The sequence below is a fragment of the Kitasatospora acidiphila genome (assembly GCF_006636205.1).
Lineage (GTDB): Bacteria > Actinomycetota > Actinomycetes > Streptomycetales > Streptomycetaceae > Kitasatospora > Kitasatospora acidiphila.
In genome coordinates this window covers 3264184-3282398 of sequence record NZ_VIGB01000003.1, presented here as the reverse complement: position 1 = coordinate 3282398, position 18215 = coordinate 3264184, and the positions used below count along the sequence as shown (strand labels likewise).

Here is an 18215-nt window from a genome sequence, read left to right as displayed (position 1 = left end):
GCCTCGTGCAGGTGGGCCGGTGGGCCATGTGCATACTGTGATCCTTCTTGTCGGACCATCTGGTCGGACCCGTTCTTGTTGCGTTGAAGGATCGTCATGCTTTCCAGTCGGCTCGTCCGCTCCGCTGTGCTCTGTGCCGCTCTCGCCGTAGGGGCCACCGCGTGCGGGTCGAAGGGCGCCACCAACTCGGCTGCGCCCGCTCCCGCCTCGGCCTCCGCGGCCGCTTCTCCGGCCGGCCCGGACCTCAGCACCATGTCGGCCGACCAGATCTCCGACCAGGCCAGGACGGTGATGGCCGCCCTGACGTCGGCGCGGATGGCCGGAACCACGAACTCGGACGGCCAGAAGATCTCGTTCAAGCTGCAGATGGACAAGCAGCAGAACTGCACCGGCACGATGGGCATCGGCTCGAGCGGCAACGTGGAGCTGATCCACAACAGCACCAACACCTGGATCAAGCCGGACGCGGCGTTCTGGCAGACCATGGCCGCCCAGCAGGGCCACGCGCAGCAGGGGCCCGCCATCGCCAAGCTCCTCAACGGCCGCTGGGTGACCGCCCCTCCCGGCGACCAGAAGATGCAGCAGATCGCCGCCATGTGCGGCCTGCTCCCGCACTTCGCCGACGACACCACCAAGTCGACCGGCGCCACCAAGGGTGCCCCCACCACCGTCAACGGCACCCCCGCCCTGCCCATCAGCACGACCGACGACAGCGGCCCCAGCACCATCTACGTCGCCACCCAGGGCCAGCCCTACGCGCTGCGCATCGAGGACAAGAGTGCGGACGGCGGCACCATGGACTTCAGCGAGTTCAACAAGCCGTTCACCGTCCAGGCCCCGCCGGCAGACCAGACGATCGACTACACCGTGTTCCAGAAGAAGCTGGCGTCCGTGTAGCGGCGAGCAGGTGGGCATGACGGTCCGTCGGCGCGCAGGCAGCCGACGGACCGTCCCCGTCGTGAAGGTTCCGCGCAGGCCGTTCAGTAGAGGGATCACCGTGTACTCCAGCCGGCTCGCCCGCTCCTCCGCCGTGCTCTGTGCCGTGCTGGCCGCCGGGGCCACCGCGTGCGGGGGCTCGCAGGGCTCCTCCGGCAAGGCGGCCGCCCCGGCTTCCGCCGCCTTCCCGGCGAGCGCATCCGCCTCAGCCGCCGCGTCCCCGTCCGTCCCGGACATGAGCAGCATGTCGGCCGATCGGGTCATCGACCGGATCAGGGCCACGATGGGCACGGTCAGCTCCGTGCACGTGGCCGGCTACGCCATGTCGGACGGCCAGAAGATGACCCTCGACGTGTCCGCCGGCAAGAACAAGAACTGCACGGGCACCGTGACCGCTGGTGACACCGGCTCGATCGAACTGATCCACAACAGCACCGGCACCTGGATCAAGCCGGACGCGACGTACTGGAAGAGCATGGCCACCCAGAAGGGCAACCCGCAGGCCGGGGACGCCGTCGCCGAGCTGTTCAAGGGCCGCTGGCTGACCGGCGCCCAGGACGACCCGGACCTGAAGGGGATGGCCGAGATGTGCGGCGTGCTCGCGGGCATCGACGACGCCCTCGGCGAGGATTCCACCAAGACGAGCGCCACCAAGGGCGACTACGCCTTCGTCGACGGCGCCCGTGCGCTGGTCGTCAATGTGACCGATGACAGCGGCCCCACCGTCCTCTATCCGGCGGCCGATGCGCAGCCGTACCTGCTCAGGGTGGTGAACAACGGCTCGGACGGCGGCATCGTGGACCTCAGCGACTACGACAAGCCGCTGGACATCCAGGCCCGGCCGGCGGACCAGGTGATCGACAGCGGCACCTTCCAGCAGAAGGTGAACTCCGTCTGAAAAGCCTGACGGACCGTCACTGCGGCCCGATAGAGTCGCTCGTATGTCCAGCGAGGCGAACGTCGACTTCGAACCTATCGGGCCGGACGGCCTGAAGCAGGTGCCGGTCATAGCCCAGGCCCTCGACAACCAGTGGCTCGCCACCCCGGAACTGCGCGGCCTGTGGGACGGGCGGCTCTCCGCCAGGGCCGCGCTGCGCAGGCAGGACGAGCGGGTCCGGGCCGAGTACGTGCGGGCCCTGGTCAACGGCGAGCAGACGGTGGTCAACCGGGCCTACCTCTACAACAACCCGGCCGTGGCGCGTGACTACCTGAACGACTCCCCGCAGCGCGAGGCGTTCAAGCGGCTGCTGGCCGACGGCGTCCTGATCCCCTTCCTCTGGAACGAGTCCTCCCCGGTGCAGGAGCCGTGGTTCGGGGTGGACGGCGCCGGCTGGCAGGGCTGGAGCCGGGTCTGCCAGGAGACCCGGCTGAGCTGCCTGCGGATGGACTGGGACGACGCCGCCAACGCGGAGGACGCGCAGGCGCTCGGCCGGGAGTTCTCCCGCTACGCGCACGACCTCAACCTGATCGACGTGCCCGCACTGGCCCGTGTCCTCGAGGTGCCGGCGGAGCGCCAGGAGCGGCTGCGCGAGCGGCTGTTGGACGTGGCGGACTTCTGCAACACCCGGATCCGGGAGACCGGCCTGGTGCTGCGCGACGACATCTACCGGCACTTCGTGGTGACCGACGGCGCCAACCCGGCGGACCGCGGCTACGACCGGACCAGGGAGTTCGGCGCCGAGATCAAGCAGCTGATCGACCTCGCCTACAACGTCAACCTGGCCGACCGCCTCGGCGCCTACGCCCTCACCCCGCAGGGCTCGCCGCCCCGCTCCGCGCTGCAGGAGTGGCACCTGAAGCGGCAGACGCCCGGACGGGACCTGGCGCCCGGGCAGCTGGTGGAGATCGTCCGCCGCACCGCCTTCGAGGTGGTCCAGGAAGGCCTGTTCGTCGAATCGTTCGCCGAACTCACGCTGACGGACGTGCTGGCGCTGCGCGGCACCCCGCAGTGGCGCCGCTACCTGGCCCGGCTCCAGGGGCTGCTCACCGACCCCCTGGTGGCCGAGCCGGCCCGGTTCGCCGACCCCGAGCACGGTGCGCCGGCCGTGGTCGCCGCCTATGTGGAGATGCTCCGGGAGGCCAGTTCGCTGGTGTCCAAGCGGCGGGTGGCCGCCCGGATGGCGCGATGGATGCCGACGGTGGAGCTGCTGGTCGAGGTGGCCAACGCCGGGGTCCGGGTGCTGCTGGGCGCCAATCCGGCGTTCGAGATCCTCGGCGAGGTCACCCGGGCGTTCGCCAACCGGGCCGCGCCGGTGGTGGTCCGGCTGCTGGTCAACCGGCAGGTGGGCCGCGCCGAGCAGGCCCGGCTGGACAGCAGCCTGCGGGTGATCGAGGGGCGGTTCCCGGGCAGCGGGCTACGGCAGTGGGAGGCGCTGATCGCGGATCTGCGACTGGCCGGGTTCACCGAGGTCGGGGCGGTGGGCGGCCGGGCCGAGGCCGCCGAGCTGGCCGAGCCGGAGCGAGTCGGCTGACCCGGGGCAACTCGAGGTCAACTCCCGGATGCGGAGCGGGTGCAGCGGGCACCATGGACGGCAGGCAGGAAAGGACATCCATGGACCGCTACGCCCAGCTCCGCACCGACCGGCCCGAGCTGTTCCGCAACGACCCCGACGGCATCCAGATCCTCACCACGCCGGCCGAGGCCGCCGCGGCCGAGCAGGCGGTGCGCGACCGCGGCGGTACGGCACCGGTGGCCGCCGCGCAGTCCGGGGTGGTGTACGCCGACCCGTACGTCACCCTGCTGCGCGACCCGGTGCGCTTCCCCGGCGGCGGCCTCGGCCTGCACCTGAGGATGCTGGGCACCGCCGGGGCACCGGGCGTGGTGGTGCTGCCGGTGCTGCCGGACGGCGTGCTGCTGCTGGAGCACTACCGGCACGCCACCCGCTCCTGGCACCTGGAGGCGCCGCGCGGCTACGGCGAACCGGGCGCCGACGACGAGCAGAACGCCCGCCGCGAACTGGCCGAGGAACTCGGCGCCCGGGCCGACGAACTGCTGCCACTGGGCCGGCTGCACCCCGACACCGGCCTGGTGGCCGGCCATGTGGTGCTCTACGCGGCCCGGTTGACCGGCCACGGCGAGGTGGAGCACGCCGAGGGCATCCGGCGGGCGGTGCGGTTCTCGTTCGCCGAGGCCGAACGCCTGGTGGCCGACGGCCGGATCACCGACGGCTTCACCGTGGCGGTGCTGTACCGGGCTCGCCTGGCGGGGTTGTTGGGGAGCTGACGTCAATCACTGCTGCCTCGAATTCGATCACGCGTAGTCTGACAATCTGCATACTGATCCTCTTCTGGTCACACCGGCCAGTAGTCCAGTCGAAGGATCGCGATGTTCTCCCACCGCCTCGTCCACTCCGCCGTGTTGTGCATCGCCCTGGCCGGCACGGTCACCGCGTGCGGAGGCGCCAAGGGCGGGTCGTCCGGCCAGGCCGCCGCCCCGGTCTCCGCGACCGCGTCGTCCTCGGTCTCGGCCTCGGCCTCCGCGACCGCCTCCGGACTGGACCCCTACCATCTGTCGGCCAGGCAGATCCTCCACGCGAGCGGCAAGGTGATGAGCGGGCTCAGCTCGATGCACGTGTCCGGCACCGCCACATCGGACGGCCAGCAGGTCACCCTCGACCTCTCGGCTGACAAGGCCAAGGACTGCACGGGCAAGGTCACCGTCAGCGGGACCGGCGCGATGGACGTCCTCCACAACAGCGCCGGCACATGGGTGCGCCCCGACGCGGCCGTCTGGCAGAGCATGGCCAAGCAGGCGGGCGTGCCGGACTCCGGTCCCGCTGTCGCCGAGCTCTTCAAAGGCCGCTGGTTGACCGGCGGCGACGCCGACCCCGACCTCCAGGAGACGGTCGGCATGTGCGGCCTCATCTCGGACATGGCCGACAGCTTCTCCAAGGACGGCACCAACGCCATCGTGGGCGACCCCACCACGATCAAGGGCACCCCCGTCATCAGTCTCCTGGTCTCCGACGGCGGCAGTCGCAGCACCCTCTACATCGCCACCCAGGGCCAGCCCTACTTGCTGCGCGTGGAGAGCAACGACAGCGACCCGGGCACGATGGACCTCGGTGACTTCAACAAGCCCCTCGACGTCCAGGCGCCGCCGGCCGACCAGGTGATCGACTACTCCCAGTTCCAGCAGAAGGCGAAGTCCGCCTGACGGCTGCACTGGACCAGCGGAGCTGCCGGCCCCGGGGCCCGCGCAACCGCGCGTCGGGCGGCGGGAGCGTCTGCGGCCGGCCGGACTGCTGGGAGGCCCGGAACTCCCGTAGGCTGCCGGGCGTGACCACCACGTTCCCCTTCCCCGACCTGCTCGGCGCCGCCACCGGTATCGGCTCGATGCCGGGTACCGATGCCCGGGAGGCTGCGAAGACCTCGACCGGTGCGCTCGAGCAGCTGCCGTTCCTGCCCGAGCTGCCGGCGCGCGGGCCCGGGGCCGACATGATCGGGCGCTCGGCGGGCCTGCTGGTGGAGCTGTTCGCCGAGGTGCAGCCGAGTGGTTGGCGGTTCGCCGACCGGCCGGGCCGGGACACCCGCAGGGCGCACTCGTGGCTGGGCGAGGACCTGGACGCGCTGGAGGAGTTCACCCAGGGGTACCAGGGGGCGCTCAAGCTCCAGGCGGTCGGGCCGTGGACGCTGGCCTCGGGCATCGAGCTGAAGCACGGCGAGAAGGCGCTCGCCGACCGGGGTGCCTGCCGGGACATCGCCGGCTCGCTGGCCGAGGGGCTGCGCCGGCACCTGGCGGACGTCCGCAGGCGGGTGCCCGGTGCGCAGCTGGTGCTGCAGCTGGACGAGCCCTCGCTGCCCGCCGTGCTGGCCGGGCAGGTGAAGACGGCCAGCGGTTTCCAGCGGCTGCGCTCGGTGGACCGGCAGCTGGCCGAGGAGGTGCTGCGGGAGCTGGTCCGGGGCCTGGACGTGCCGGTGGTGGTGCACTGCTGCGCCCCCGGGGTGCCGGTCCCGTTGCTGCGCCGGGCCGGGGTCGCGGGCGTGTCACTGGACTTCGGTCTGCTGACGGAGCGTGAGGACGATGTGATCGGTGAGGCGGTCGAGGCGGGCACGGTGATCCTGGCCGGTGTGGTGCCGTCCACCGACGAAGATATGTCCGACCCGGCCGGTAGTGTCACGGGTGTCAGGACGTTGTGGCGCAGGCTCGGGCTCGATCCGGAACTGCTGGGCCGCCGCGTGCTGGTGACACCGACCTGCGGCCTGGCCGGCGCGAGCCCGGTCTACGCCCGCAAGGCGTTGTCACTCAGCGTGAGGGGCGCCCAGAGCCTGGTGGACAACCCGGAGTAGCGAACAGGAGGCTCAAGGTGGCGGCGGTCGAGGGCTGGGAGGACGTCCCGGCGCAGGTGCGCAGGCGGCACGCGGAGCTGGCGACCGAGATCGAGGAGCACCGGGTCCGCTACTACGAGCAGGACGCTCCGATCGTCAGCGACGCCGAGTTCGATTCGCTGATGCGGGAGCTGGAGGCGCTGGAGGCCGAGCACCCCGCGCTGGTCACGCCGGATTCGCCGACCCAGAAGGTGGGCGGCGGCGCGGCCGAGGGCTTCACCAAGGTCGAGCACCGCGAGCGGCTGCTCAGCCTGGACAACGCGATGGACGACGGGGAGCTGGCCGCTTGGGCGGACCGGGTGGCCCGCGAGCTGGACGGCATCGACTACCACTACCTGTGCGAGCTCAAGGTGGACGGCCTGGCCGTCAACCTCACGTACGAGCACGGGCGGCTCACCCTGGCCGCCACCCGCGGCACCGGCCGGGTCGGCGAGGACATCACCGCCAACATCCGCACCATCAAGGAGATCCCGCAGCAGCTCAAGGGCGACGACCTGCCCGCCCTGGTGGAGATCCGCGGCGAGGTCTACCTGCCCACCGAGGCCTTCGAGGAGCTGAACGCCTCGTTCGCCGCCGAGAACGAGCGCCGCAAGGCGGAGAACGAGGAGCGGGCCAAGGAGGGCAAGCGCCCGCAGGCGCTGCTCAAGCTCTTCGCCAACCCCCGCAACGCCGCCGCCGGTTCGCTGCGCCAGAAGGACCCGCTGGTCACCGCATCCCGCCCGCTGCACATGGTGGTGCACGGCATCGGCGCCCGCGAGGGCTTCGTGATCGACTGCCAGTCGCACGCCTACCAGCTGCTGCGCGACTGGGGGTTGCCCACCGCCAAGCACAACGAGGTGGTCGGCACGCTGGACGAGGTGCGGGCGTTCATCAAGCAGTACGGCGAGCAGCGCCACTCCGTCGAGCACGAGATCGACGGCGTGGTGGTCAAGGTGGACGAGATCGCGCTGCAGGGCCGGCTCGGCTCCACCTCCAAGTCGCCGCGCTGGGCGATCGCCTGGAAGTACCCGCCGGAGGAGGTCACCGCCAAGCTGGCCTCGATCAAGGTCGGCATCGGCCGCACCGGCCGGGCCACGCCGTACGCCGTGCTGGCCGAGCCGGTGAAGGTGGCCGGCTCGATGGTGCAGTACGCCACCCTGCACAACCAGCAGGTGGTGAAGGCCAAGGGCGTGCTGCTCGGCGACACCGTGGTGCTGCGCAAGGCCGGTGACGTGATCCCGGAGATCCTCGGCCCGGTGGAGGACTTGCGGGACGGCACCGAGCAGGAGTTCGTGATGCCCTCGCACTGCCACGAGTGCGGCAGCGAGCTGCGCCCGATGTCCGAGGGCGACATCGATCTGCGCTGCCCCAACGCGGAGTTCTGCCCGGCCCAGATCCGCGAGCGGATCGCCTACCTGGGCGGACGCGAGTCGCTGGACATCGAGGGGCTGGGCTATGTGGCGGCCACCGCGCTCACCCAGCCGCTGGAGCCTGCTGACGCTCCTGTCAAGAACGAGGGGGACATCTTCGGTCTGACCGTGGAGCAGCTGCTGCCGATCCGGGTGCTGGTGCGCGATCCGAAGACCGGCATGCCCAAGCTGGACGACGCCACGGGTGAGGAGCGCGAGGTCGCCTTCTTCGCCAACCTCAAGGGCCAGCCCAAGAAGAACACCACGGTGCTGCTGGACAACCTGGCCGGCGCCAAGGAGCGCCAGCTCTGGCGCTACCTCAACGGCCTGTCGATCCGTCATGTCGGCCCGGTGGCCGCCCAGGCGGTGGCCCGGGAGTTCCGCGACCTGGACCGGATCTTCGCGGCGAGCGAGGAGGAGCTGGCCGCGGTCGAGGGCGTCGGGCCGATCATCGCCAAGGCCATCGTCGAGTGGTACCAGGAGGATTGGCACCGGGAGATCCTGCGCAAGTGGCGCGAGGCGGGGGTCCGGTTCGTCGAGGAGGCCCCCGAGGAGGAGGGCGAGCGCCCGCTGGAGGGGCTCACCGTGGTGGTCACCGGCACGCTGGCCGGGCACACCCGGGACGGCGCCAAGGAGGCGCTGGTGGTCCGGGGCGCGAAGGTGACCGGGTCGGTGTCGAAGAAGACCGACTTCGTGGTCGTCGGTGACAACCCTGGGTCGAAGTACGACAAGGCGGTCCAACTCGGCCTGCCGGTACTGGATGACGCCGGATTCGCGGTGCTGCTGGAGTCCGGGCCGGCCGCGGCGCGAGCCCACCTCGGACTGCCGACCGGCGAGGAGGAGCCGGCCGAGGTAACCACCGAGGGGGCTGACCAGGGCTGACGTGTCCCTCTTGTTATGGTGCTGATGCCCCGTCACCTGGGTGCCGGGCGCCTAAAGAGGGCATCGTGTCACTGTGCGGCGCCGGTTCCGTGCTGACGTGCTCGCGGATGACCGAAAGTCCGCCCTCCCGACGGGGGCGGACTTACCCTGGAGCGCAACAGTGTGTCAGCAGGAGTGGGGGCACCGGCCAGCGGGATCAGCGGGTGGCCGGCGCCGACAGGGGCGCTTCCAGGCTGAGACCGACTGGCACTCGATCAGAAGGTGCCAGGCCGACCGTTCTTCGGGTCGGCTCCAGCCGCGATGCGGCCTGGCGGGGGCGGGCCTGACGGAGGACAGGGCGTATGGATCGTACGACCGGCGGTGCGCCGACGCGTCCGCCGCAGGGGGTGGCGGGCGCCGTCCTGCTGCTCGGCGTGCTGCTGGCCGGTGCCGCACCGCTCATTCCCCTGGCCGTGCTGGTCAGCCGGCACGAGCCCGAACTGCTGCCGTTGTTCGCGGTGCCGCTGGCCGTGCTGGTGGCCGCCTGGCGGATCGCCCGGGACCGGGCCCGGGACCAGCTCACCGATCCGCTCACCGGCCTGCCCAACCGGCATGCCCTGCTGCTCGCAGCCCAGGAGGCGATCGCCGAGCACCAGGACCAGGGTGACTACTCGGTCGGGCTGATCCTGCTCGACCTCGATCGGTTCCGATCGCTCAATGACACGCTCGGTCACGCCGCCGGGGACCGGCTGCTGGTGCACATCGGGCGCCGGCTGCACCGGGTGCTGCGTGGCGGGGCCGCGGACGGCCGGCCGACCGCGCCCACCTCCTCCTGCGCCGGCGCCGCCGCTGCCCTGCTGGCGCTGCCGTCCTCCGCTGCCGGCGGCTTGGCACCGCAGCCCGCCTCCTTCGCCGCCACCACGATCCCCGCGGCCTCGCCCATCCCCGCCCCCCGCAAGGCCCCGCTGCCGGCGCCGCCCGCCTCATCGCCGCCCGCCTCGGCGCCGCCCGCCTCGTCCCTGGCCGCCGAGCGCCGCCGGGAGACCGGCGAGCTGCTGGCCGGCCTGGAGCCGCTGGCCGAGAACGGCCGCCGCGCGGTGGTGGCCCGGATGGGCGGCGACGAGTTCGCGGTGCTGCTGCCCGGCGTCGGCCGCCCCGACCTGCTGGAGCGCCTCGCCAAGGCGCTGATCGCCGAGCTGGCCGCTCCGATCCGGCTGGACGGCCTGCTGCTGGTGCTGGAGGCCAGCGCCGGCGTCTGCGTCTACCCGCAGCACGCCGACGACGCAGAATCGTTGCTGCGCCGGGCCGACGTGGCGATGGGCCACGCCCAGCGCTCCCGCACCGGCGTCGCCCGGTACGACAAGTCCCAGGACGTCGACACCCCGTACCGGATCGGCCTGCTCGGCGATCTGCGCCGGGCCCTGGAGACCGGCGAGGTGCAGCTGCACTACCAGCCCAAGGTGGCCTTCGACGGCCGGGTGGTGGGCCTGGAGGCGCTGCTGCGCTGGGAGCGGCCCGGGCGCGGCCGGGTTTCGCCGGACGAGTTCGTGGGCCTGGCCGAGTCCAGCGGCCTGATGCCCCGGCTGACCGACTACGTGCTGGAGGCCGCGATCGGCCAGCTGGCCGCCTGGCGGGCCCACGACCTCCAGGTGCAGGTCGCCGTCAACGTCTCGCCCCGCGACGTGCTCAGCCCCGGCTTCGCGCAGCGGGTGGCCGACCACCTGAGCCGCCACCAGGTGCCGGCCCACGCGCTCCAGCTGGAGATCACCGAGCGGCTGCTGCTCGACGACTCCCGGCTGGCCGCCGACACCCTGGCCCAGCTGCGCCGGCAGGGCGTCGGGATGTCGCTGGACGACTTCGGCACCGGCCACTCCTCGCTGGTGCGGCTGCGCAGCCTGCCGGTGGGCGAGCTGAAGATCGACCGGTCCTTCGTCTCCCGGATGGTCGCCGACCACCACGACGCCGCGGTGGTGCGCTGCTCGGTGGAGCTGGCCCACTCGCTGGGGCTGACCGTGGTGGCCGAGGGCGTGGAGGACGACGCCACCTGGGAGCGGCTGCACAGCCTCGGGGTGGACGCCGTCCAGGGCTGGCTGGTCTCCGCCGCGCTGCCCGCCGACCAGGCCACCGCCTGGCTCAAGGTGCACCGCACCGGCCCGCCGCCGGCCGAGCGGGTGCCCGGGCTGCGGCGCTGGACCGGGATGGCCGAACTGTCCCGCCCGGGGGTGCCGCGCCAGCCGCTGGCCCCGCCGAGCCAGGCTCCGACGGCCCCTCAGTAGCCCCGGCCGGGCGCCGGCAACCCCTCAGTAACAACGGTCACGCGCCGTGCCCCCTAGGATGGTCGGTAAAGACAAGGAGGACGGGTCGCTCCCGCGTGCGGTGATCGCGTGCGGTGATGCCGGTGTCGTCCTCGCCCGAACTCACCCTGAGGATCGCTGCATGCCTGGCATCACGCGCGAGGAGGTCGCCCACCTCGCCCGGCTGTCGCGTCTGGAGTTGCAGGCCGAGGAGCTGGACCACCTCGCCGAGCAGCTGGACGTGATCATCGGCGCGGTCGCCCGCGTTTCCGAGGTCGCCGGACAGGACGTCCCGCCGACCTCCCACCCGCTGCCGCTGACCAATGTGATGCGCGCCGACGAGGTGCGGCCGTCGCTCAGCCCCGAGCAGGCGCTCTCCGGCGCCCCCGCCGCCGAGGAGCAGCGCTTCCGGGTCCCGCAGATCCTCGGGGAGGACTGACCAGCCATGACCGACCTCATCAAGCTCACAGCGGCGGACACCGCCGCGGCGATCAAGGCCGGCCAGGTCAGCGCCGTCGAGGTGACCCAGGCCCACCTGGACCGGATCGACGCCGTCGACAACAAGGTCAACGCCTTCCTGCACGTCGACACCGAGGGCGCGCTGGCCGCCGCCCGCGCGGTGGACGCCAAGCGCGCCGCCGGCACCGAGCTCGGCCCGCTGGCCGGCGTGCCGCTGGCCCTCAAGGACGTCTTCACCACCAAGGGCGTGCCGACCACCTGCGGTTCGAAGATCCTCGAAGGCTGGATCCCGCCCTACGACGCCACCCTGACGACCCGTCTGAAGGACGCGGACGTGGTGATCCTGGGCAAGACCAACATGGACGAGTTCGCGATGGGCTCCTCCACCGAGAACTCGGCCTACGGCCCGACCGGCAACCCCTGGGACCTGTCCCGGATCCCCGGCGGCTCCGGCGGCGGCTCGGCGGCCGCGCTGGCCGCCTTCGAGGCCCCGCTGGCGATCGGCACCGACACCGGCGGCTCGATCCGCCAGCCCGGCGCGGTCACCGGCACGGTCGGCGTCAAGCCCACCTACGGCTCGGTCTCCCGCTACGGCCTGGTCGCCTTCTCGTCCTCGCTGGACCAGGGCGGCCCGTGCGCCCGCACCGTGCTGGACGCGGCGCTGCTGCACGAGGCGATCGCCGGCCACGACCCGCTGGACTCCACCTCGATCAACGCGCCGGTCCCGGCCGTGGTCGAGGCCGCCAAGATGCGCGACATCCGCGGCATGCGGATCGGCGTGGTCAAGGAGTTCGCCGGCGAGGGCTACCAGGCCGGCGTGATGCAGCGGTTCAACGAGTCCGTGGAGCTGCTGCGCGAGCTGGGCGCCGAGGTGGTCGAGGTGTCCTGCCCGTCCTTCACCCTGGCGCTGCCCGCCTACTACCTGATCGCCCCCAGTGAGGCCTCCTCCAACCTGGCCCGCTTCGACGCGATGCGCTACGGCCTGCGGGTCGGCGACGACGGCTCCCGCTCGGCCGAGGAGGTCACCGCGCTGACCCGCGAGGCCGGCTTCGGCGCCGAGGTCAAGCGCCGGATCATCCTGGGCACCTACGCCCTCTCCTCGGGCTACTACGACGCCTACTACGGCTCGGCGCAGAAGGTCCGCACCCTGATCTCGCGCGACTTCGACGCCGCGTTCGCCGGGGTCGACGTGCTGGTCTCGCCGACCACCCCGACCACCGCCTTCCCGATCGGCGAGCGCGCCGACGACCCGATGGCGATGTACCTGGCCGACCTGTGCACCATCCCGTCCAACCTGGCGGGCAACGCGGCCATGTCGCTGCCCTGCGGGCTGGCGCCGGAGGACAATCTCCCGGTCGGCCTGCAGATCATCGCTCCCGCGATGGCGGACGACCGCCTGTACCGGGTGGGCGGCGCCGTGGAGGCCGCACTCGACGACAAGTGGGGGCACCCCCTGCTGGAGGAGGCACCGGCACTGTGAGCAAGATCGAGAAGGCCAAAGCCAGTCCGTCGCTTAAAGGGTGGAAGCACTCGAAGCCCGGCCTGCTGCTGTCCATCGGCACCAGCGCATTCGGCGCCCTGAGCATCATCAAGGACGTCAAGAAGGCCCGCTCCGAGCAGGACCGCCTGCTGCTGGCCAATGCCCTGGTGGGGGCCCTGGCCCTGGCCACCGGCACCGCCCTGCTGGTCCGCGAGCTGCGCCGGCTCGGCAGCGACGACATCCTCGCGGACTGACGTTCCGTCAGGTCGGCCGTGGCGCCCAGCGCCGCGGCCGGCCGCTTCCAAGACTTTTGAGTGAAGGGGACGCTGTGAGCGTCATGAACCTGGTCTCCTACGAGGACGCTCTCGCGTCGTACGACCCGGTGATGGGCCTGGAGGTCCACGTCGAGCTGGGCACCAAGACCAAGATGTTCTGCGGCTGCTCGACCGAGCTGGGTGCCGAGCCGAACAGCCAGGTCTGCCCGACCTGCCTGGGGCTGCCCGGCTCGCTGCCGGTGGTCAACGCGGTCGGCGTGGAGTCGGCGATCCGGATCGGGCTGGCGCTGAACTGCGAGATCGCCGAGTGGTGCCGGTTCGCCCGGAAGAACTACTTCTACCCGGACATGCCGAAGAACTTCCAGACCTCGCAGTACGACGAGCCGATCGCCTTCAACGGCTACCTCGACGTGCAGCTGGAGGACGGCTCGACGTTCCGGGTCGAGATCGAGCGCGCCCACATGGAGGAGGACACCGGCAAGTCCAGCCACGTCGGCGGGGCCACCGGCCGGATCCACGGCGCCACCCACTCGCTGCTCGACTACAACCGGGCCGGCATTCCGCTGATCGAGATCGTCACCAAGCCGATCGAGGGCGCCGGCGAGCGGGCGCCCGAGGTGGCCCGCGCCTACGTCGCCGAGCTGCGTGAGCTGATCCGCGCGCTGGGCGTCTCCGAGGCCCGGATGGACAAGGGCCAGATGCGCTGCGACGTCAACCTGTCGCTGCGCCCGAACGGCACCGAGACCTTCGGCACCCGCTCGGAGACCAAGAACGTCAACTCGCTGCGCAGCGTCGAGCGGGCCGCCCGCTTCGAGGTCCGGCGGCACGCCACCGTGCTGGGCCAGGGCGAGAAGATCATCCAGGAGACCCGGCACTTCCACGAGGACGACGGCAGCACCACCAGCGGCCGGATCAAGGACAACGCCGAGGACTACCGCTACTTCCCCGAGCCCGACCTGGTGCCGGTGGCGCCGTCCCGGGAGTGGGTCGAGGAGCTGCGCGCCGGACTGCCGGAGCTGCCCCGGGTGCGCCGGGCCCGGCTGCAGGCCGAGTGGGGCCTGTCCGACAAGGACATGCAGGCGGTGCTCAACGCCGGTGCGGTGGAGCCGATCCTGGAGACCATCGCGGCCGGCGCCCCCGCCGACCAGGCCCGCAAGTGGTGGCTGGGCGAGCTGGCCCGCCGGGCCAACGAGACCGGCACCGAGCTCGCCGAGCAGCCGATCACCCCGGCCCAGGTGGCCCGGGTCTGCGCGCTGGTCGCCGAGGGCAAGCTCAACGACAAGCTGGCCCGCCAGGTGATCGAGGGTGTGCTGGCCGGCGAGGGCGAGCCGGACGAGGTCGTCGCCACCCGCGGCCTGGCCGTGGTCTCCGACGACTCCGCGCTGGGCGCGGCCGTCGACCAGGTGATCGCCGAGAACCCGGACGTCGCGGAGAAGATCCGCGGCGGCAAGGTGCAGGCGGTCGGCGCGCTGGTCGGCGCGGTCATGAAGGCCACCCGCGGCCAGGCGGACGCGGCCAAGGTGAAGGACCTCATCTTGGAGCGCCTGGGCGCCTGAGTACCTTGAGGTGCGGCCACCCCTAAGGCCTTAGGGGTGGCCGCACTGTTTTTCCGTACGCTCCTAAGGACCTGAGGCCCCGCAAGATCGGGCATGCTGCCGATGTGGCGCACCCCCCTGGGGGAGGAGTCTCTAAGTGTCAACAGAGACAGAGACGACGAGACCACAGGGGACCACGTCATGGAGTTCGAACTCTTCCGCCAGCGCACCGCCGAGCTGCAGGCCGCCGCCGCCAACGAGCGCCTGGTGACCGAGGCCCGCCGCGCCAACCGCGCCAACCGCACCGACCGGGGCCTGCGGCTCGGCCGCCTGGCCGGCCTGCGCCGGACCCACCGCGCCGCCGCGGCTGCCGAGTGCTGACCGACGGCCCAGGCACCGCTGGCACGAGGGGAGCAGCGGAGCCGATCGAGGTGGCCGACAGCAGGAGCGGGGAGAGCACCCAGGGTGCTCTCCCCGCTCCCGTTTCACCGTCGGCGATATCCCATGGTCCGGCGTCAGCCGTATATGGCATGCTCAGCGCCGTGGAGCAGATGTCGGTCAGCCCGGTCTTCGTCGGTCGAGGCAGCGAACTGGCTGCGCTGGGCGCGGCGTTGCGTCGGGCGGGGGAGGGCCAGCCGCAGGCGCTGCTGGTCGGGGCGAGGCAGGGGTCGGAAAGACCCGGCTGCTGGAGGAGTTCCTCGCCCAGGCGGAGGCGGCCGGCACCGTCACCATGCTCGGCAACTGCCTGGAGGTCGGCGCCGAGGGCCTGCCGTACGCACCGCTGGTCACCGCGCTGCGCCGGCTGCACCGCCGGCTCGGCCCGGAGCTGGCCCGCGCCGCCGAGGGCATGGAGGGCCACCTCTCCCGGGTGCTGCCGGAGTTCGGCGAGACCGATGCCGAGCCCAACGACGAGTACGGCCGGGCCCGGCTGTTCGAGCACATCGGCCGGCTCTTCGAACGGCTCGGCGCCGAGCACACCCTGGTGCTGGCCATCGAGGACCTGCACTGGTCGGACCGCTCCACCCGGGAGCTGCTCGGCTACCTGATCGCCACCCTGCACAGCTCCCGGGTGCTGATCTGCGCCACCTACCGCAGCGACGACCTGCACCGCCGCCACCCGCTGCGCCCGTTCCTGGTCGAGCTGGAGCGCCAACGCACCGTGCAGCGACTGGAGCTGGACCGGTTCGGCCACCAGGAGGTGGCCGCCCAGCTGGCCGGCATCCTCGGCACCGAGACCCCGGACCGGCAGCTGGTGGAGCGGATCCACCACCGCTCCGAGGGAAACCCGTTCTTCGTCGAGGAGTTGGCCTGCTCCTACACCGGCGGCTGCTCGGTGGGCCTCAGCGACTCGCTGCGGGAGATCCTGCTGGTGCGGGTCGAGGCGCTGCCGGAGGCCACCCAGCGGGTGGTCAGGACCGCGGCCGAGGGCGGTTCGCGGATCGAGCACGAACTGCTCGCCGCCGTGCTCGACGGCAGCGAGGACGAGCTGCTGGACGCGCTGCGCACCGCCGTCGGCGCCAACATCCTGCAGCCGGACAAGGACGGCGAAGGCTACCGGTTCCGGCACGCGCTGGTCCGCGAGGCCGTCTCCGACGACCTGCTGCCCGGTGAGCGGACCAGGATCAACCGCCGGTTCGCCACCGCCCTGGCCGCCGATCCCACCCTGGTGCACGGCGCCGAGCGCCCGGCCCGGCTGGCCAACTACTGGTACCACGCGCACGATCCGGCCCGCGCCCTGCCCAGCGCGCTGGACGCGGCCCGCGCCGCCCGCCGCCGCAACGCCTTCGCCGAGCAACTGCGGATGCTGGAGCGGGCCCTGGAGATCTGGGACGAGGTCGACGACGAGGTGCTGGCGACCACGCTGCGCCCGCACGACTGGGCCGAGACCTACCCGCCCTGTTCCTGCGACCCGGGCCCGGTCAATGACGACGACTGCCAACAGCTGCGGCTGGTCGACGTGTTGGCCGAGGCGGTGGTCGCGGCCCGGCGGGCCGGCGACCGGGAGCGCGGGGTGAGCCTGGCCAAGCGCGCCCTCAAACTGGTGGACGAGGCGAAGGACCCGCTGCGCGCCGCCTGGTTCCGGATGAACCGGGCCCGGATGCTGGGCCACCTCAACCGGCGCGGCTACGCCGAGGAGTTGACGCACGCGCTGCGCCTGGTGGAGGGCCGTGAGCCGTCGGCCGTGCAGGCCGACGTCTTCTCGCTGGCGGTCGGCCAGACGATGCTGTACCGCCCGGCCGAGGCCGATGTGGTGCTGGCCGAGCGGGCCGTGGCGATCGCCCGCGAGGTCGGCGCGACCAGCGTCGAGCTGCACGCCCAGATGACCCTCGGCTCGCTCTACACCGAACTCGGCGACCCCGAGCGGGGCGTCGCCACCCTGCGCGAGGCGATCGAGGGCGCCCGCCGGCTCGCCGTGCCTGACTTGCTCACCCGGGGGCTGAACAACCTGGCCAGCATGCTCGGGCACCTGGGCCGGGCCGAAGAAGGGGTCCAACTGGCCCGCGAGGGACTGGCGGTGGCCGGCGACCTCGGGCTGCTGCGCAACACCGGTGCGATCCTGGCCGGCAACCTGGCCGAGTGCCTGCTGCTGGTCGGCCGGCAGGCCGAGGCGGCCGAGGTGCTGGCCGAGTGGGAGGGCGCCGGCCGGGCCGAGGCCCACGCCTCCTTCCTGCACCGGCTGCGCGGCGAACTGGCGCTGCTGCGCGGCGACCTGGCGGCCGTGGAGCAGCATCTGGCGCGGGCCGCGGCCGCGGTGGAGCAGGACCAGTCGCAGCACGAGGTGCCGGCCGCCCGGCTGGCGGTGGACCTGGCCGGCCGGTCCGGGCGGCCGCTGCGGGCGAGGGCGGCGCTGCTGGCCACCCTGGACGACCCTTCCGACCCGAAGGACAGCCGGCTGCTGCCGCTGTTGGCCCGGGCCGCCGCGGTGGAGGCCGACTCGCGTGGGCTGCCCTCGGCGGACCAGGACCGCTCGGCGGTGCTGGCCCGGATCGCCGAGCGGCTGGCCGCGCAGCGCCCGGTGGTTCCGCTGCACCACGGCTGGGTGCGGCTGGCCGAGGCCGAGTTGGCCCGGGCCGTCGGCACCGACACCCCGTCGCACTGGCAGGCCGCGATCGAGCCGCTGCGGGCCACCGGCCTGCCCTATCCGCTGGTGCACGCGCTGCTGGGGGCCGGCGGAGCCCTGGCGGCGGCCGGGCAGCGCGAGCAGGCCGGCGAACTGCTGTGCGAGGCCGCCGAGTTGGCTGACCGGCTGGGCGATGCCTGGCTGGGCCGGGAGATCGACCGCCTGATCGACCGGGTCGGGGTGGCGCGCAGCAGGTCCCAGGCGCCCGTGGGGGCGCCCATGGGGGCGCGCGCCGAGCAGAGTGAGCCAGACGGTGCTGCCGCGTTCCATCTCACGCCTCGGGAGACCGATGTGCTGCGCCTGTTGACGGAGGGCCGCACCAATCGCCAGATCGCCGAGGAACTTTTCATCTCGCCCAAGACGGCCAGCGTCCACGTCTCCAACATCCTTGCCAAGCTGGAGGTTTCCGGCCGGGGCGAGGCCGCGGCACTGGCCCACCGGCTGCGGCTCTTCCCGGCCGCCGAGCCGTTGCAGCCGGTCGGGTCCGGCGCGTAGGCGGCGCATGGACGCACGTGTTCCCCCGCGCGTGCCCCCGCGT

General features: G+C 72.4%; 14 protein-coding genes. All 14 read left to right on the top strand.

Translation table 11 applies throughout. The features are described 5' to 3' along the window. Positions 1–96 precede the first annotated feature (96 nt). The 14 genes from E6W39_RS15435 to E6W39_RS15370 all read left to right on the top strand — a co-directional run bounded on the left by E6W39_RS15435 (position 97) and on the right by E6W39_RS15370 (position 18172). Positions 97–897, top strand: a complete 801-nt coding sequence (locus tag E6W39_RS15435) for a hypothetical protein (RefSeq protein ID WP_141634016.1) — start codon at positions 97–99, stop codon at positions 895–897. A gap of 100 nt (positions 898–997) precedes the next feature. After that, on the top strand, positions 998–1834 hold the full coding sequence (locus E6W39_RS15430; RefSeq protein WP_141634015.1) for a hypothetical protein: 837 nt from the start codon (positions 998–1000) through the stop codon (positions 1832–1834). A gap of 43 nt (positions 1835–1877) precedes the next feature. Beyond that, the gene (locus tag E6W39_RS15425; RefSeq protein WP_141634014.1) at positions 1878–3407 is read left to right on the top strand and encodes a hypothetical protein; all 1530 of its coding nucleotides are present in this window, start codon (positions 1878–1880) and stop codon (positions 3405–3407) included. Between the two features lie 80 nt (positions 3408–3487). After that, positions 3488–4159 (top strand): NUDIX hydrolase, encoded by a 672-nt coding sequence (locus E6W39_RS15420; RefSeq protein WP_141634013.1) that lies wholly within the window; start codon positions 3488–3490, stop codon positions 4157–4159. Between the two features lie 102 nt (positions 4160–4261). Then, positions 4262–5092 (top strand): hypothetical protein, encoded by an 831-nt coding sequence (locus E6W39_RS15415; protein WP_141634012.1) that lies wholly within the window; start codon positions 4262–4264, stop codon positions 5090–5092. A gap of 179 nt (positions 5093–5271) precedes the next feature. Continuing rightward, complete coding sequence (locus E6W39_RS15410; protein ID WP_141637759.1) at positions 5272–6225, top strand: methionine synthase; 954 nt, start codon at positions 5272–5274, stop codon at positions 6223–6225. A 17-nt stretch (positions 6226–6242) separates the two neighbouring features. Further along, positions 6243–8534, top strand: a complete 2292-nt coding sequence (gene ligA, locus E6W39_RS15405) for an NAD-dependent DNA ligase LigA (RefSeq protein ID WP_141634011.1) — start codon at positions 6243–6245, stop codon at positions 8532–8534. A 341-nt stretch (positions 8535–8875) separates the two neighbouring features. Next, entirely contained in the window at positions 8876–10789 is a 1914-nt protein-coding gene (locus E6W39_RS41600; RefSeq protein WP_141634010.1) for a putative bifunctional diguanylate cyclase/phosphodiesterase, read from the top strand. A gap of 160 nt (positions 10790–10949) precedes the next feature. Beyond that, on the top strand, positions 10950–11246 hold the full coding sequence (gene gatC, locus E6W39_RS15395; RefSeq protein WP_141634009.1) for an Asp-tRNA(Asn)/Glu-tRNA(Gln) amidotransferase subunit GatC: 297 nt from the start codon (positions 10950–10952) through the stop codon (positions 11244–11246). A 6-nt stretch (positions 11247–11252) separates the two neighbouring features. Next, positions 11253–12746: an Asp-tRNA(Asn)/Glu-tRNA(Gln) amidotransferase subunit GatA gene (gene gatA, locus E6W39_RS15390; RefSeq protein WP_141634008.1), complete on the top strand. Its 1494-nt coding sequence runs from the start codon at positions 11253–11255 to the stop codon at positions 12744–12746. Beyond that, a complete protein-coding gene (locus E6W39_RS15385) occupies positions 12743–13000 on the top strand; it encodes a hypothetical protein (protein ID WP_181799281.1) in 258 nt (85 codons plus the stop codon). Before gatA ends, E6W39_RS15385 begins: the two co-directional genes overlap by 4 nt. 83 nt (positions 13001–13083) lie before the next feature. Continuing rightward, entirely contained in the window at positions 13084–14577 is a 1494-nt protein-coding gene (gatB, locus tag E6W39_RS15380; RefSeq protein WP_181799696.1) for an Asp-tRNA(Asn)/Glu-tRNA(Gln) amidotransferase subunit GatB, read from the top strand. Positions 14578–14757: 180 nt separating this feature from the next. Beyond that, on the top strand, positions 14758–14937 hold the full coding sequence (locus E6W39_RS15375) for a hypothetical protein (RefSeq protein ID WP_141634006.1): 180 nt from the start codon (positions 14758–14760) through the stop codon (positions 14935–14937). Further along, on the top strand, positions 14924–18172 hold the full coding sequence (locus E6W39_RS15370; protein ID WP_323809151.1) for a helix-turn-helix transcriptional regulator: 3249 nt from the start codon (positions 14924–14926) through the stop codon (positions 18170–18172). The genes E6W39_RS15375 and E6W39_RS15370 overlap by 14 nt, the downstream gene beginning before the upstream one ends. Positions 18173–18215: the final 43 nt, after the last annotated feature.

Excerpts from the sequence above, each read along its gene's own strand:
- E6W39_RS15435 (WP_141634016.1), top strand. The coding sequence starts at position 97 with ATGCTTTCCAGTCGGCTCGTCCGCTCCGCTGTGCTCTGTGCCGCTCTC.
- E6W39_RS15425 (WP_141634014.1), top strand. The coding sequence starts at position 1,878 with ATGTCCAGCGAGGCGAACGTCGACTTCGAACCTATCGGGCCGGACGGC.
- E6W39_RS15420 (WP_141634013.1), top strand. The coding sequence starts at position 3,488 with ATGGACCGCTACGCCCAGCTCCGCACCGACCGGCCCGAGCTGTTCCGC.
- E6W39_RS15415 (WP_141634012.1), top strand. The coding sequence starts at position 4,262 with ATGTTCTCCCACCGCCTCGTCCACTCCGCCGTGTTGTGCATCGCCCTG.
- E6W39_RS15410 (WP_141637759.1), top strand. The coding sequence starts at position 5,272 with ATGCCGGGTACCGATGCCCGGGAGGCTGCGAAGACCTCGACCGGTGCG.
- E6W39_RS41600 (WP_141634010.1), top strand. The coding sequence starts at position 8,876 with ATGGATCGTACGACCGGCGGTGCGCCGACGCGTCCGCCGCAGGGGGTG.
- gatC (WP_141634009.1), top strand. The coding sequence starts at position 10,950 with ATGCCTGGCATCACGCGCGAGGAGGTCGCCCACCTCGCCCGGCTGTCG.
- gatA (WP_141634008.1), top strand. The coding sequence starts at position 11,253 with ATGACCGACCTCATCAAGCTCACAGCGGCGGACACCGCCGCGGCGATC.
- gatB (WP_181799696.1), top strand. The coding sequence starts at position 13,084 with ATGAACCTGGTCTCCTACGAGGACGCTCTCGCGTCGTACGACCCGGTG.
- E6W39_RS15375 (WP_141634006.1), top strand. The coding sequence starts at position 14,758 with ATGGAGTTCGAACTCTTCCGCCAGCGCACCGCCGAGCTGCAGGCCGCC.